Genomic DNA, 15,807 nt, shown 5'->3' with positions numbered 1-15,807 from the left:
GAAACGGCTTGCATAGAAGAGGTGAAATCCTTTTCGGGAAAACTTCCCTGTCGAAATCTGGCAATATTATGAAATATAGACAAGACAAGTCGCGCGGTTGCCTGGCCAATCTCCATGGCGCGCAGAGCAGGCCAATCGCGGGACTTCACAATTACAAATCCAAATCAAAGGACTGTGTATGTTTGCGCGTCAGTATTCGCATTGGTGCACCCGTGTTGTTGCACTTTCTGTTTCATCATTCCTCGTCCCGGTGTACGCCCAGCAGCTGGAAGAAATCGAAGTGATTTCTACGACGCCCCTGCCTGGTGCTGTGATATCTGTTGATCAAGCACCTTTCAGCGTTAAAAAAATAGACTCTCTGGAGCAAAATTCGAGCAGGGAGTCGATCAGCCGCAGTCTGTTTCGCGGCATCAGCGGTGTTCAGGTGACCGACAACCAGGGCAATCCGTATCAGTCTGACGTGACCTATCGCGGTTTTTCGGTAACACCCCTGTTGGGGACACCGCCCGGCTTGTCGGTGTATGTGGACGGCGTGCGCCAGAATGAAACCTTTGGCGATGTGGTGCGGTTTGATGCCATACCTCAGTCGGCTTTGAAAGAAGTGGCCGTGCTACCGGGCACCATGCCCCAATTCGGTTTGAATTCGCTGGGCGGAGCCATTGTGATGCAAACCAAAAGTGGTCGCGATTTTCAGGGCACACAAGTGGATGCTGAACTGGGCGATTTCGGGCGAACCCGTTTCGGCATTCAGAAAGGTTGGGTCGATGAACCCACTCAACGCGATTTTTATGTGAACTTTAATTCATTTAACGAAGATGGTTGGCGAGTGCTGTCACCGAGTTCTGTCATTCAGTTGTTCGGCAAAATGGGCATTGTTTCCGGTGACACTCAGACCAATTTCAGCCTGGCGTTGTATGAGTCTGACTTGAACGGCAATGGCGTGGTGCCTCGCAGTTTTTACGAACAGAATCGTGCCCAGTCGTACACCTATTTTGACAACACTCAAAACACGGGTGGGCAGTTTGCGGTGGACTTCACGCGCTACTTGCAAAGCGGGGCCGAGCTGACAGCAAACGCCTATTACCGAAGTTCAAGGTCGGTCACATTCAATGGCGATGGTAACGAAAATGAAGACTACCGCTTTGGCGTGGCTGAGTTCGAACCTGACCGTGCAGAAGTGGAAGGCGACCTGGGCCCGGGCACTTACAACGTGACTTGCAGTGCACCGGCCTCTACCGCTTACGCGCCAGGTACAGTGACTTTTGATGAAAACGACCCCGCTGCCATAGAACCTGACAGCGCCGATTGCCCCGGCGCCAACAACCGAGGTGTGTTGAATCAGGATGTGGTGGGAGTGGGTTTGCAGTTTGCCTTGGCACCAATAGGCGCGCACAAAGTATTGTTGGGAACTCAGCTCGAGTTCGGGCAGTCGGATTTCAGGCGCAGCTACGCCCTGGGCGTGTTCAACAACGATCGCACAGTGCGCGAATTGTACGCACCGATTGAGCAGGTCAATGTGGAGGCGAATAACCGGCAATTGGGGGTGTATGCACAGGATGTCTGGACTTTGAATGACAAAACCACTGTGCTGCTGGGCGGCCGCTACAACCACGCCTTGGTGAAAACCACAGACCGCTTAAGCCCGGTGTTGATCAATGAGGAAGGCGAGGCCAGCCCGGGCTTGAACAACGATTACACCTACCAACGTTTTAATCCGTCTGTGGGGATTGCCTATCAAACGGCTGCGCGCAGCACCTGGTATGCCAGTGCGGGCACCAGCAACCGGGTGCCCACACCGGTTGAACTGGCTTGTTCTGACCCGGAATTTCCATGCTTGTTACCGAATGCAATGGCTGCCGACCCGTTTCTTGAGCAAGTGATCACCACCACGGTCGAGGGTGGCTATCGCACCCGCTGGACCAGTGGTGGCAATCAGTATGGTTTTTCATTCAACGTGTTCCGGGCCAATAACAAAAACGACATTCTGTTCGTGACGGATGGCGCAGGTTCGGGCGGGTTCTTCCAGAACTACGGAAAAACCCGTCGGCAGGGGGTTGAACTTGATTTTGACTGGGAAACACCCGTGTGGAATTTCGGTGCCAGCTACCAATACTTGGATGCATCGTTTCAAAGCCCGGCACGTTTGGCCAGCGAGGGCAACAGCAGCGCTGTGGATTTGAACGGTGACCCGGCAGTGGAAGGTGGTTTCATTCAAGTGCAACCGGGCAACAAAATTCCGGGTTTGGCCGAACACAATGTGAAGTTGTCACTGGGATACAAGGCCAGCAACTCCACCACCGTGTTTGTGGACATGCAGGCGCAAAGCGAGCAATACGCCCGAGGCAACGAGAACAACCAGCACCAGGCTGGCATTGTGAATATTCCTGGCGAAGGGCCCGTGGAGTTCAAGGACAATGGTCGTATTCCCGGTTTTGCGGTATTCAATCTGGGTGTGAACCATGCCTTGAGCAAAAGTGTCACCCTGATCGCGCGTTTGAACAATGTGTTTGATCGTGAATACTTCAATGGCGCTTTGTTGGGAGGAAATATTTTCGACCGCAATGGTTCGTTGGTGGACGATGAAGATGACATCACCTATGAATCATTTCTCGCGCCAGGTACCCCCCGAAATGCGTGGGTGGGAGTCAGTCTGAGGTTCTAGCATTTTGAAGCAAGGCCTGAATCGGCTATTCTTTCGGGATTGTGTTGATTCAGGCTTTGTTTTCTCATGTCGTTGATCGTCCGAAATTTTACCCTTGCAACTGTCTTGTTGTTGCTTGCACCGTTTGTTCATGCCCAGGCGGGTGATTGCTGGCAGCAACACCGTGCCACGGTGTATGAATGGACTTGTGCTGGCCAAAGCCTGCCCGCAGAGGGGCAGGATTTTGCACTGTCGATTGTGGTGGTTGATTCGCCCAAAGCCTTGATGGTGATTGATTCCGGCGCAACTGCCGCTGTGGGCGAAAGCGCAGCCGCAGCCATTCGTTCCAAATTCGGTACCAAGCCTGTGTGGGTTTTAAATACGCAACCCAAGCCTGAGCACGTGCTGGGCAATGTCGGTTTTCGGGCTGCCTTTGCAAGCACACTTGCCCCGGGCGAGAATTTTTCAAGCCGTGTTGTGGCTGGCAAACGCACCGCTGATTTGATGCGCGAGCGCTGCCCCACCTGCATTGAAAATTTTTCCGAACGAATGGGAAGTGATTCTGTAAAAGGCACAGAGTCTCTGGTTCCCGGCCGTATTTTGCGAACCAAGACAGGTCATCTGGGTTTGCTGCACAACGATTGGGTACCCTGGAAATTTCGCTTTTACAACGATCTTGAAACCGAAGAGGCGCTGGTTTTGCGCAATCAGGAGTTGAAATTGTGGTGGGTTGGCTCGGCGGTGCAGAACAGGGATATCCCCGATTTGTATGACGGCAATGTGGTGGAGCGTATTAACTTTCTGGGTCGCTTGAAGACAAGAATGGGTTCAGATGACACCGTTCTGACTTCCTTTGGCGTGTTAGGACGTGACTGGATAGAGCGCAACCTGAACTACTTTGTGCGTGTTCAACAGGCCGTGTTGTACGGGCTGGAAGAGGGTGTCAGCGAGGTTGAATTGATCGAACAGATCAGCGCGCAAATTGGCGAGTTTAAAAACGCGGTGTACGTACAGACCGACCCCAAGGTAAATGCCAAGGCGCTTGAAACACACCAATTGAATATACAGCGCATCTTCCGTCAAACAGAGCCGTTTGCCTTTTAGAGCGCCTGCTGGAATGTAGCTTGCTAGTAGTCTCTTGAACTGTTGCAAACTGGGACAGGGCGAATAACAACCAAGGGACTACTTGCATTGACTACCAACAAAACACACACCCTGTTTTTGCTGTGGGTGTTGCTGATCAGCCTGACGGGTTTTGGCTTGTACATGACCTGGCACAAAGGCCTTTTTCAATGGATTATCCTGACTGACAACACGCGCATTTGCGTGGTCATTGTTTTCGCTTTCATGGTGGGCAGTGGCCTTGCAGGCTGGCGAAGTGTTTATCTAAGCAGGCAGTCACGTTACTTTGACCAAATTCGAAACGGGTTCACCGGTTTCAAACTTGGGCAATCCATTTGTCACGATTACCTGACTCACCCTTTGGCGCACCCCAGTGAAGGTCAATTGATGGCCGAGGTGATGGCAGAGCGCGCTCGCGGTACGCATCAGGTGGGGTGGTTTGTGACCGGGCTGATGATCAAGCTGGGTTTGTTGGGCACGGTGGTGGGTTTCATCATGATGCTCAGTAGCCTTGAAGGTTTGGAGCAGCTTGATATCTCGGATATCAAAACCCTGATGCAACAAATGACGCAGGGCATGGGCGTGGCCATGAACACCACCCTGGTGGGTTTGATCGGCAGCATTTTGTTGGGCTTGCAGTTTTTGATGCTGGATCGCCATGCCGACAAGCTGATTGCAGCCACTGTGGACTATGCACACCGAAACGTGAAAGCGAGCTAAGTAGCATGCCGCTTTTCAATCACAAGCCAGACTTTGAGCTGGACCCGTTCACCGATTTGATTTTCAACGCCTTGTTGATTTTCACTTTTCTGTTTTTGATGGCCTTGTTGTTGTTGAATCCACCCGCCAAAAGCGGAATTATCGACCCTAAGGCCGAATTTTTGGTGACTGTCAGCTGGCCCGACAACGACCCCAACGACATTGACGTGTGGGCTGCAGGGCCCGCAGGTGCGCAGGTGTGGTTCATGCGGCCTCAAGATGGTCTGCTGCACCTGGACCGTGACGACCGTGGCTTGGCCAATGACACTCAGGAAATTGAAGGACAGGTGTTTGTAAATCCGTTGAACCAGGAGGTGTTGACCATTCGTGGTCGGCCTCCCGGTGAATACATTGTGAACCTGCACTACTACAAAACTGAAAACAAGGCCCCGGTGCCTGTGAATATTTATGTGGCCGAGGTGAACCCGAAATTGAAAGTGTTGCATTACTCCACGGTGAACCTGCAGCAAGAAGGTGATGAAGCCACTGCCGTTCGTTTCACGATTGATGCAAACGGCACGGTGAGCAATATCAATCAACTTGAAAAATCTTTGGTGAAGGCAGACGGAAAATGAACGAAGTGTTGGTGGGTTTGGGCATCGCCTATATTTTTTTAGCAGCGCTGTTGCTATTGGCCTTGGTGTATGGCCGCATGAACTGGACGGTCAAGCTGGTTCTGATTGTGGTGTCGGTGGGGTTTTATTGGCTCAGCTATGTCAACTGGCAAAACGCACAGGGTTGGCCCAGTCAGGCTGATTTGCCCAAGCGATTTCTGTTCTATGCCGTGGTGGTAGAAGAGCCAGACAAAACAGAAGGCATCAAAGGGCGACTGTTCGTATGGGCCAGCGACCTGGCCAATGACAGGCCTTCCGATACACCCCGTGCTTATGTGTTGCCTTACGACAAAGAATTGCATGTAAAGCTGGACGCCGCGCAGCGCCAAATGCGCAACGGCAATTTGCAAATCGGCGAAGTGGGGGGTGAATTATTCGATCCGCAGGCCACCCGAGACAACACGCGAATTGCAGACAAGAAAATTGATCTGGAATTTACGGATCTGCCTGACCCTCAGTTGCCGGAGAAGTAAGCCATGTTGAAAATTGTGAGTGTGGCAGTTCTGGCGCTTGGTCTGGCTTCTTGTTCCAAGGTGGGCGGTGGAGAGTACTTTCCGCTGAATGAAGGTTTGCAATGGCAATACAAACTCGATTTCGTCATGCCCGATGGCAAGAACAAAAAAGATTTGATGATTCGCACGGTGGGGCACTCCAGCTTCAAAACTGAAGAGGGCGAGATTGAGGGCATGGTACGTAGAACGTCGGATGGCACGGACTATTTTGTTCAAGAGCGGGATGACGGTTTTTACCGTGTGGGGAAACGCGTGATTGTGCAGACCAAGCCGCAGGCTGATCAGGCGCCACGCTTGATACTGCCCAAGGGGCGAAACCTGCGGGTGGGCTACACCTGGACCATGGATACAAGCCCGTATGTGATGCACTGGATGCCACCATTTGTCGAGGCCAATGCCAGCATTAAACCGTTTGATTTGGTGTACGAAGTGGCGTCACTGGATGACACGGTAGAGACACCTGCCGGTATTTTTCAGAACTGCATTCGGTTGGATGCCACTGGCAAGATGGTGTTTTACGCCGATGCCAGTGCGGGTTATCAGGAAATTCTGATCAATCACACCGAATGGTATGCACCCGGTGTTGGGTTGGTGAAGCTGGAGCGCGATGAGCCTTTGGACACCAGCATCATGAAGGGGGGCAAGGTAACCATGATGCTCAGCAGTTTTCTGGACTGAGTGATTACTTGTTGAACAATCCTTCAAGCACCTGGTCGCAAAAGCGCTCACGTTTTTCTCCATTGCCGGTGACGGTGCAATGCTCAATCAAAACCTGATCGCCCACAATGCTGTGTGATTCGACACGATCTGCATAAAGCAGAATTTCCTCCGTGTCCAGGCTGAATTTGGAATCCAGGTCCATCTGGTTCAAATCGGGTCTGCGCCAGTGCACCGTGAACAGCGGCTGGTTTTGAAACACTTCGCCCTTCTGGTTTTGCAGCTCTGTGACGGCCTGCACCGACAGCATGGGGTGACTGTTGAACTCTTGGGGATAGTGGCGCTTCATTTCACGCATGATGTTGTAAGCGTCGGTTGCAAACAGGGTCACGATTCGATTGCGCGTTACAAAGGTGATCTGCTCCGTATTCAAACCGCGCACCTCCACAATATTGCCATTGGCCATTTTTTCCATGGAGTCGGGCGGGGGCGGGCTACACGCCGCTAGCAGGGCTGCACAGGCCAGTAAGGTGGCCTGTTGAAGATGGCGCAACATAAGGCGCATTCGTGGTCTCCGGTTTGGTGTTGTTGTGTCAGCAGTATAGGGGGTAAATGTTGTCACCTGGCTTACACCAAGCGCTTACCTCCGGCAAAGCTTGCGCAGGGCCATTTCCAGTTCAGCCGGTTTGGGTGGTTTGGCCATGATCATGTCCACCTGGGGTACTTCTTCCTGGCTGAGCGACATTTGCTTGCCCCAGCCTGTCAGCATCAACACCGGAGTGGCCGGGCTCAGGGACTTGATCATTTCTGCCAACTCCTTTCCGTCCATTTCCGGCATGCCCAAATCGGTGATGACTGCGTCGAATGCTTTGCCTTTGCGTGCTGTTTCATTGAATAATTGCGCGGCCAGTGCGCCACTGCCCGCGGTGTGAATTTGATGTCCGCTCATTTCAAGAATGGCTGACATGGCAGCCAACACATTGGGGTCGTCATCGACAAGCAGCAGGTTAAGCGGTCGCCCAGTGTTGGGGTCGAACTCTACGCTGCTGGTGTGGAATGCAGCGGGTTCGCTGGCGGTTCGTACGGGGAAATACAAACTGACGGTGGTGCCTTTCCCTGGCTCGCTGTGTATTTCCATGAAACCGTCTGCACGCTGCACGATGCCATACACCATAGACAATCCCAGTCCTGTGCCGCGTTCACCTTTGGTGGTAAAAAATGGTTCGAAGCAACGTGCCTGCTGTTCTTTGCTCATGCCGATGCCGTTGTCTTGCAGGCAGATGACCACCAGTGGTTCGGTGTCTTTTTCTTTGAATTCGGTTTTTAGTTGAATGTGGCCGCCTTGGGGCAGGGCGTCGACCGCATTCAAAATCAGATTGGTCAGAATCTCGCGCAATTCAGTTTCAGAAACCGCCAGCTTGGGCAAAGGGTTGCTCAACTCATGTGTAATGCCGATGGTGATGCCGTTTCGAAGCGCCATATCGCCCCAGCGTGGCCTGGTCAGTTCAATCGCTTCCAGGCACATGTCGTTGGCATCGCACATATTGGCTGGTTCAAGTTCACTTCTCGATCGGGCGAAACGCCCCATGCGGTCCACGGTGTTGCTGACATCGTCAATCGCGGTTTGAACAATGCGCAACTGTTTGTAGCCTTTCTCGCTGAGGTTTTTCTCGTTCTCCAGCAGCGACTCCAGATAAAGCGTGGCAGGCGAAATGGCATTGTTGATGTCGTGGGCAATACCGCTGGCCATGCCCGCCAGTGCGTGCAGCCTTTCTTGTTGCAGCACCATGTTTTGTGTCGATTGCAACTCCCGATAAGCTTCCTGAAGTTCATTCAACAATTCTACCTGTGACAAAGCCACTGCAACGTGTTCGCTCAACTGGTCGACAAACTCGATTTCTTCACTGGAGAATGCATCAATTTCCGTGCGTGAAATCACGAGAATTCCAAGCACCTCGTCGCCCTTCATCAAAGGGTTGATGATCAGACTGTACAGGCCACCCAGGCTATTCATGGCTGCACCGATTGGTCCGCGTGTGGCACCCATGTTTGCGTTGTGTACACGCTTGCCTTTCAACGCTACCTCAAGATGAACACCATGCCCTTTGACCTGTGCGCCTACAAACAGGCCCAGCTTGTCGGCCAGGGCTTGGCTGCGTTGGCCCACTGAGCGCACCGTCAATATGTTTTTTGCATTGTTGTAGGTTGCCATCAGGCTGAAGTCCGAGGGCAGGCGTTCCTCCACATGATTAACAACCACGTTGTAAATCGACTCCAGACTTTGGCGGTGGCTAATCGCCCGTGTAATCTGGTTCAGCAATTGCATGCGGGCCAATTGTGCTTCGCTCTCGCGCTTGGATTGCACAAGCCTGCTCATGTCCGTCATGCCACCGACCATTCGAATGCCTTTTCCGGTGTGATCACGGATCACATGGCCCCTGTCCAGTACGTCCAGCCATCGACCATCGACGTGCTGAAAGCGGTATTCGTCCTGCCAAATGTCACCTTCGCTGTCGATGGCTTTTTGCACACTGCTCAGCACACGTTCAAGGTCTTCCGGGTGAATAAGGCGCGTCCAAGATTTGGAATTTTTCTCGAGCGATTCACTGGGGTGGCCAAACAGGCTTTGCATACCCTCATTCCACCAAAGCTCGTCTGTTTCAAGATCCCAGTCCCACACACAATCTGTGGTGACCCGCGTGAGCGAGCGAAACATGGACAGGCTTTCTTGCAAGGCGTCCTGGCGAAGTTTCAGCTCGGTGATATCGCGTTGAATACCGATCCAGTGGGTGCATTTGCCCAGTGGGTCGATCATGGGAACAATCTCGACATCTACCCACATTTTTTCGCCGTTCTTGGTGTAGGTGATCAGTTCCTCGCGCACAGCTTCCTGGCGGGACAGTGCTTCGCGAATTCTTGTCTTTGCATCGGGCTGTGTGTCCACTCCCTCCAGCACCGCAGGGGTTTGTCCGTAAATTTCCTCTCGGGTGTAGCCTGTACGTTCCAGAAACGCCTTGTTCACATACTGAATTTTCATGCCGCCCGACTCGAAGGGCTCTGCATCGGTGACCAGCACCATGTCATTGAGGCGTTCAAGGCAGGTTTGCAACAGGCGCAGACTTTCCATGGCCTTTGCTTTTTCAATGCCATTGATCAGATTGTCCAGCGCCATGGAGCGATTGCGGGCGACGGTGTCGAGCAGGTGGACCATTTCATCGCTGAAGAAATAGCTTTCGTCCCCCATGTACACCAGGCCTGAATGTAAACGGCCGTTCAGATGCAGGGGAATAATCGCCATGGATTCAAAGCCACGTGCAAGCGATTCTTCCAGCCAGTGTTTGGCCATGGGTTCGTTGCGCAAATCGTCCACCACATACACCTGGCCTGTCCGTAATTTTTGCAGCAGAGGCGAATCAGGCCTGATCGCCAGTTTGGACATGATGGTTGCAACGAAATCCGTGTCTCGTCCGCCCGTCGCAGCGATCTTGAATTCAAGAGTTTCCCGCTTGAAGTCAACCACCCACACCAACGGAATTTTCGCCAGGCGGGGCGCGGCTTCGCAAATTTCCTCGTACATGGCCTGAGCACTGTCAAAAGTTGAAATTCGTTGATTGATGTGATTTTGCGCCAGCAAGGCACCATTGATCCTTTCCATCATCACGTCTTTCTTTCGCTGCTCTGTGATGTCCTGAATACAGCCGTGAATTCTGACGGGTTTGTCGTCAGCGTCTTTCATGACTTCCCCGGCAATGCGCGCCCAGATACGCCGGTTCTTGAAAGTGTTCATTTGAACCACAATGTCAAACGGCAAACCCTGTTGTTTGGCATTCTCAATGGCCTCGGCGATCACTTTTTTATAGCGCCCTACATACAGGCTCATGCCCTGTTCCAGGGTGGGTATCTGGTCAGCCTCCTGGTCAAGCAATTGAAAGGTTTCTTCGGACCAATACACCGCATCGTTGTTGATGATGTCGATTGCCCATCCACCCAGCTTGCCAATTTGCCCACCCAGGCGTTGAAGGGCCATGTTGAACTTCAAGGCCTCGAGTGCGTGCTGTTGCTCCAGCAGTTCATCGGGTGCCCGTGCGGTGGCGGTATTGGTGTCGGTCAGGTTTGTTTCAGTGCTGTTCGCATGGCGTGGCAAACAGATTGCGAATGCAGCGCCTTGGCCCGCATCGCTGTGAGCCTCAATAACCCCGTGGTGCCGCTCAATGATTTTTTTAACATTCGCCAGGCCCATCCCGTGACCCTGGTAGTCGTGTTGGTTGTGCAGGCGTTGAAACGGTTTGAATAAATTGGCGGCAAGCTCTGGGTCGAACCCCACGCCGTTGTCTCTTACCGTGATGGTTACTTTGTCGTCGGTTTCGTGAACGTCGACATGAATTTCCGGATGTGTTTGTTTGCTGCTGAACTTCAGTGCATTCGAAAATAGATTGAGAAAGACCTGCTCCAGCAGGGCCTCATCGCCTTGAATCACAGGCAGTGGTTGAACCCGCCAGTTGGGTCGAGGTCCATCGCTGTCCAGTTCCGACAATATTCGGGCACGCGACACCAAATCGGCCAAGTTAACCGGATTCAAGTTCAGTTCGGAGTCACCAAGGCGTGCAAATGCGAGCAGGTCGGAAACCAGTTTGCTACCTCGGTCGCTGCTTTCCTTAATGCGCTGAATGTGGAGCCACTCCTGTGGCGTAAAGCTGTTGCTGGAACGGCTGCTTAGGCCAGTTGCATGCCCCTGGATCAAGTGCATGACCGAGTTCAGGTCGTGTGCAACCCGCGCGGCAAAGCTGTCAAGATCGGTATTCAATTCAGTCAGGCGCTGATTGGCCGCAGTCACCTTGTCCAGCAGGGCTGCATTTTGTAGTCGCAGTCGACGGTTTTCCAGTGCGCGTCGAATGACCGGGGCAATTTCAGCGAACTTGAACGGCTTGAGAATGTAGTCGAGTACGCCCATTTGCATCGCCTCGACCGCTGTCTCCATGCTGCCGTGGCCAGTCATTAAAATGGCGCTCAGGTCTGGTGAAATTTTCAGTGCTTCGCGAATCAGCTCGGTGCCGCTTAAGCAGGGCAGGCGTAAATCGGTCAGCAGCAGGTCGCAAGGTTGCTCGCGCAGCGCGTTCAATGCGTCCCTGGCGTTAGAAAAGCCCGTGACGGCGTACCCTTCTCCCTCCAGAAGGGTACTAAGGGCTTCTCGTTGTAGCGTTTCATCGTCAACCACATACAGGCGTGCCGACAGGTTCATGGTGGCTCCTGCACTATTTCTCCAAGCTAGTGCATGGTATCGAATTTAACGATATTTAACGATAGTCAATTTGGAGCCCCTCAGCTTTGCAGTTCCCTTTCCACATAATGCCCCGCCATGTCGGCCAAACCCTTGGCCAGGTCATCGAACGAAAAGCCGGGGTTGGGGTGGTTCAGATAGCGAATCATCGTGGCGATGCCGCTGTTGATGAAAATGTAAGTCATGGTTTGCAGGTTGTTCAGCTGCAAAATTTCCGGGTGCTTGATGGCATGCTGGATAAACAGGTCAGCCAGTGCGCGGTAAATGGGGCCAAAAGGAACATGTTTTTCCATCAAGGCTGACTCACGCGCACAACGCAGGTACAGCTCATCGTCTTTTTTCAGGAATTCGGCGGTTTGTGCAATCAGTTCATACACCCCATCGCGTAGCGAAAGCCGAACAACCTTGTGTGTGGCACCCTGAATCACGCCAACCAGCTCCCTGGAAAAGCGCTCACCCATGGCACTGAAAATCGCTTCCTTGTTCTCGAAATACTCGTAGATTGAGCCCACGCCAACACCTGCATATTCTGCAATTTGTCGCGTGGTTGCACCTTCTGCACCATGTTTGGCCAGGGCAATGAAAGCACCTTGAACAATGGTTTCCACGGTGTTCTGGGAGCGGGTTTGTTTTGGTTTTCTGGTCATGAATAAATCCGAATTGAATCCGAACAAACGTTCGTTTTAAGATGACATTGTTCAATGTCACGGTCGCGCTGTCAAGCGCAATAGGATTTACACATGTTCGGGAAAAAAATTACCAAGGGTGCCAATGCAGTGGTCACTGGCGCGGGCAGCGGTATAGGGCGGGCTTTCGCGCTTGAGTTGGTTCGCAGGGGCGGTCGCGTGGTGTGTGCCGATATTAGTTTGGAGCGCGCACAGGAAACCGTGGATCTGATTATGGACCAAGTGGCGGGCAAGCTGAAGAACGCTGACCTGGTGTTTGTGCCGCAGGCCTGGGCTGTGAAGTGCGACGTCAGCAAACTCAAGGATGTGGAAGCATTGGCCTTGAAAGCCGAGGAAATTTTTGGTGGCACCGAGAATGACACCGCCATTGATTTGGTGGTGAACAACGCCGGTGTGGGCGCTGGAGGCAAGCCGATCGGTGAAACCACCATTGAGGACTGGAAGTGGACCATCGGCGTGAACCTGTGGGGTGTGATTCACGGTTGCCATGTGTTTGCCCCGCGCTTGCGCAAAAAGGGCGCTACTGCGAAGTGCGGTATTGTCAATGTGGCTTCCACAGCCAGCTTTGCCGCTGCCCCTTTGATGAGCGCTTACAACGTGACCAAGGCCGGTGCTTTGGCGTTGACCGAAACACTTGCTTCCGAGATGGCTGGCACTGGCGTGAATGTGACTGCGTTGTGCCCCACCTTTGTGAAAACCAATATTACGAAAGACGGCCGAATTGACGCCGCATCCAATCAACTTGCCAACAAGCTGATGGAGTGGACCGGTGTATCGGCTGACGGTGTGGTGAAAGAAACATTGAATGCATTGGACAAGGGGCAGCTGTACGTGCTGCCCCAGTTGGATGCCCGCATGATTTGGCGCATGAAGCGCCTGATGCCGCGCAGCTACACGCGCGGTGCTGGTTTATTGGCCCGTGTGGCCGCAAAAGCTTTTTAAGGAGTACACAAAATGCCTCAACTCGATCTGGAAAAAACACTGCGCCGCATCAAGGACAATCAGTGGGCCTTGGCCGACATTGATTGGGATGCCCCCGGCCGCGAGATGATCACTGAAGAACAGTGGCCCAAATTGAAAGCCTTCATGGCTGACCTGACCTGGATTGAACACATTGGTGCGCGCGGATTTGCCGCCATGGCCAAAAAAGCGCCGAATGACACTTTGAAAGAAATCTACACCTGGTTTCATGCAGAAGAGCAGCGCCATGCGAATGCTGAACTGGCTTTGATGCAACGCTGGGGCATGCTGGAAGACGGTGAAATTCCTGAGCCCAACATCAATCTGCGTTTAACCATTGATTGGCTGGACAAGTACAGCGATGACATGCCCTTGAGCGTGCTGGGCAGCGTCATTCCCATGCTGGAAGTGACGCTGGACGGCGCATTGTGCAAGTTCCTGCTTGATGAAGTGAAAGACCCGGTGTGCCACGAGGTTTTCAAGAAGATTAATGCCGATGAAGCCCGCCATTTGGGCGTGGATTTTCACGTGCTGGAAATGATGGGGCACGGCCCAATGTATCGTCTGGCATTGGAGTCGATTGCCACGGCCATCAATCCCAAACTATTGCTGGGTGTCGCAGTGTATTTCCCTTTGTTGAACCGCATGCGTGACAACATTGTGACCATGGGTTTGAAAGAAGAAAAACTGTATGAGGCCATGGCCAAATTCGAAAAGTATGGTGGTGAAACGCCGGAGGGTCGTCGCAATCCCTGGTACCAGGTGATGCGCATGCACGGCAAGTGGGTGATTGATCGCAAGAACCGTTTTTACCATGTACCTGTGGATGCAGCAGTGAAGGCGTCGAATTACATCCCGAAAAGCTGGTTGCCTGAAGTGCCAAGCTGGGTGAACAAACTAACCTGGCACACCACAGCCTGATTGAACTGGAATTTGAAATGAACAATAGAACTCAAAAGCCCGCGCAAGCTCTGAAAGCTGCGCCAACGTCCCGAACCACGGTGCGCCGCAGTTCAAGCAAAAGCAGTGCCGAAAAAAGCGGTGAGCATGTGTACGACACGCTGATTATTGGCGCCGGTTTTGCCGGGTTGGGCACTGCCATCAAATTGCGTGAAGCTGGTGTGCACAACGTGGCCATTCTTGAGCGTGCATCGGAAGTTGGCGGTACTTGGCGCGACAACCAATACCCTGGTGCTGCGTGTGACATTCCATCTAACCTGTACAGTTTTTCCTTTGCACCCAACCCCAACTGGTCTCGCAGTTATTCGGGCAGCAAGGAAATTCTGGGCTATGTGCACAGTTTGGTGAATGACTTCGGTTTGGAAAAACTGATTCAGTACCAGCAAAATGTAACGCGCGTAGAGCTCGACGACGCCCAAGGCCTGTGGATGATTCACACGGACAGTGGGCGTGTGTGGAAAGGCAAAACCGTGATCATGGCCAGCGGTCCTTTGGCCAACGCCAGTTTCCCTAAAATTCGTGGCATCGAGAATTTCAAGGGCAAGAAAATTCACAGCGCGCAGTGGGACCATGAATACGACTTCACTGGCAAGCGGGTGGCTGTGATTGGCACGGGCGCCAGCGCCATTCAAATCATTCCCGAGCTGGTGAAAAAAGTGGACAAGCTCAAGGTGTTTCAGCGCACGCCAGCGTGGGTTATGCCCCGCCCGGATTTCTCAACTTCTGAGTTGAGCAAAAAGCTGTTCGCTAAATTGCCCTTCACACAGAAAGCCATTCGCGAAGCGCTGTACTGGACCCACGAGAGCATGGCTTTGGCTGTGATCTGGAGTTCACCGGTGACGCGACTTGGTGAGCGTTTGGGCCAGGCGTTTTTGAAATCGCAAGTACCTGACCCCTGGATGCGCAGGCAATTGAAACCCGATTACAAACTGGGTTGCAAGCGTATTCTGGTGAGCAACGATTACTACCCGGCCTTGCAAAAAGAAAACTGCGAACTGATCACTTGGCCAATCGCCAACATCGTAGAGCAGGGCATTCGCACCTCGGAAGGCATTGAGCATCGCGTGGACTGCATTGTGTTTGCCACCGGGTTTGATGTACCGAAAAGCGGTACACCGTACCCAGTATTGGGTGTGGGTGGGCGCGAATTGGCCAAGGAATGGCAGCGCGGCGCACAAGCCTACAAAAGCATCAATGTGAGCGGCTATCCCAACCTGTACATCATGTTTGGACCCAACAGCGGGCCCGGTCACAACTCGGCACTGGTGTACATGGAACAGCAAATCGCCTATGCGGTGAAAGGCATTCGAACCATTCTGGATTCGAATCTGAAAATGCTGGATGTGAAACCCGATGTGCAGGCCAAACACAATGCCAACATACAAAAGCGTTTGGCGAAAACCAACTGGAATTCAGGTTGCAAAAGCTGGTACCTGACTGAAGACGGTTTCAATGCCACCATGTTCCCCGGTTTTGCCACGCAGTATGCCGCGCAAATGGGCACATTTGATGTGAAGGCCTATCGCCAGGTGAAGGCAGACGTAGTGGCGTGAAGTTTGATTAAGGCAGTGGGAGTAGTACGGCCCCCGGTGACTCGTGACGGTCCTGGGGGCTTTTT

12 protein-coding genes are annotated in these 15,807 nt (G+C 52.8%); 9 read left to right on the top strand and 3 right to left on the bottom strand.

The window, feature by feature from the left end:
- The first annotated feature begins 178 nt into the window (after positions 1-178).
- The 6 genes from B4N58_RS11840 (at position 179) to B4N58_RS11815 (ending at position 6,326) form a co-directional block, all read left to right on the top strand.
- On the top strand, positions 179-2,662 hold the full coding sequence (locus tag B4N58_RS11840; RefSeq protein ID WP_291749594.1) for a TonB-dependent receptor: 2,484 nt from the start codon (positions 179-181) through the stop codon (positions 2,660-2,662).
- A 66-nt stretch (positions 2,663-2,728) separates the two neighbouring features.
- Positions 2,729-3,745, top strand: coding sequence for a hypothetical protein (locus B4N58_RS11835; protein WP_291749591.1), 1,017 nt, complete (start codon positions 2,729-2,731; stop codon positions 3,743-3,745).
- Positions 3,746-3,832: 87 nt separating this feature from the next.
- Positions 3,833-4,483: a MotA/TolQ/ExbB proton channel family protein gene (locus tag B4N58_RS11830; protein ID WP_291749587.1), complete on the top strand. Its 651-nt coding sequence runs from the start codon at positions 3,833-3,835 to the stop codon at positions 4,481-4,483.
- Between the two features lie 5 nt (positions 4,484-4,488).
- Positions 4,489-5,097, top strand: a complete 609-nt coding sequence (locus tag B4N58_RS11825) for a hypothetical protein (RefSeq protein WP_291749584.1) — start codon at positions 4,489-4,491, stop codon at positions 5,095-5,097.
- Positions 5,094-5,609: a hypothetical protein gene (locus B4N58_RS11820; protein WP_008251435.1), complete on the top strand. Its 516-nt coding sequence runs from the start codon at positions 5,094-5,096 to the stop codon at positions 5,607-5,609. Before B4N58_RS11825 ends, B4N58_RS11820 begins: the two co-directional genes overlap by 4 nt.
- 3 nt (positions 5,610-5,612) lie before the next feature.
- Entirely contained in the window at positions 5,613-6,326 is a 714-nt protein-coding gene (locus tag B4N58_RS11815) for a hypothetical protein (RefSeq protein ID WP_291749581.1), read from the top strand.
- A 4-nt stretch (positions 6,327-6,330) separates the two neighbouring features.
- Here the strand turns inward: B4N58_RS11815 and B4N58_RS11810 are convergent, their stop codons facing one another.
- The 3 genes from B4N58_RS11810 to B4N58_RS11800 form a co-directional block, all read right to left on the bottom strand.
- Entirely contained in the window at positions 6,331-6,870 is a 540-nt protein-coding gene (locus B4N58_RS11810) for a hypothetical protein (protein WP_008251438.1), read from the bottom strand.
- Between the two features lie 75 nt (positions 6,871-6,945).
- The gene (locus B4N58_RS11805) at positions 6,946-11,544 is read right to left on the bottom strand and encodes an ATP-binding protein (protein WP_291749576.1); all 4,599 of its coding nucleotides are present in this window, start codon (positions 11,542-11,544) and stop codon (positions 6,946-6,948) included.
- 80 nt (positions 11,545-11,624) lie between these two features.
- Positions 11,625-12,230 carry a TetR/AcrR family transcriptional regulator gene (locus B4N58_RS11800; protein ID WP_008251441.1) on the bottom strand — a complete coding sequence of 202 codons (606 nt, stop codon included), beginning with the start codon at positions 12,228-12,230 and terminating at the stop codon, positions 11,625-11,627.
- 93 nt (positions 12,231-12,323) lie between these two features.
- On the opposite strand from B4N58_RS11800, the gene B4N58_RS11795 reads away from it, so the two are divergent.
- Genes B4N58_RS11795 through B4N58_RS11785 form a run of 3 tightly spaced genes read left to right on the top strand, consistent with a single transcriptional unit; the run spans position 12,324 to position 15,742 of the window.
- Positions 12,324-13,211, top strand: coding sequence for an SDR family NAD(P)-dependent oxidoreductase (locus tag B4N58_RS11795; protein ID WP_291749572.1), 888 nt, complete (start codon positions 12,324-12,326; stop codon positions 13,209-13,211).
- A gap of 12 nt (positions 13,212-13,223) precedes the next feature.
- A complete protein-coding gene (locus B4N58_RS11790) occupies positions 13,224-14,150 on the top strand; it encodes a hypothetical protein (protein ID WP_291749569.1) in 927 nt (308 codons plus the stop codon).
- Positions 14,151-14,167: 17 nt separating this feature from the next.
- A complete protein-coding gene (locus tag B4N58_RS11785; RefSeq protein ID WP_291749566.1) occupies positions 14,168-15,742 on the top strand; it encodes a flavin-containing monooxygenase in 1,575 nt (524 codons plus the stop codon).
- The last annotated feature ends 65 nt before the right edge of the window (positions 15,743-15,807 follow it).

Source organism: Limnobacter sp. UBA3528, from assembly GCF_002377005.1.
Lineage (GTDB): Bacteria > Pseudomonadota > Gammaproteobacteria > Burkholderiales > Burkholderiaceae_B > Limnobacter.
The sequence above is the reverse complement of the archived record's forward strand: the minus strand, read 5'-3'. Positions and strand labels throughout refer to the sequence as shown.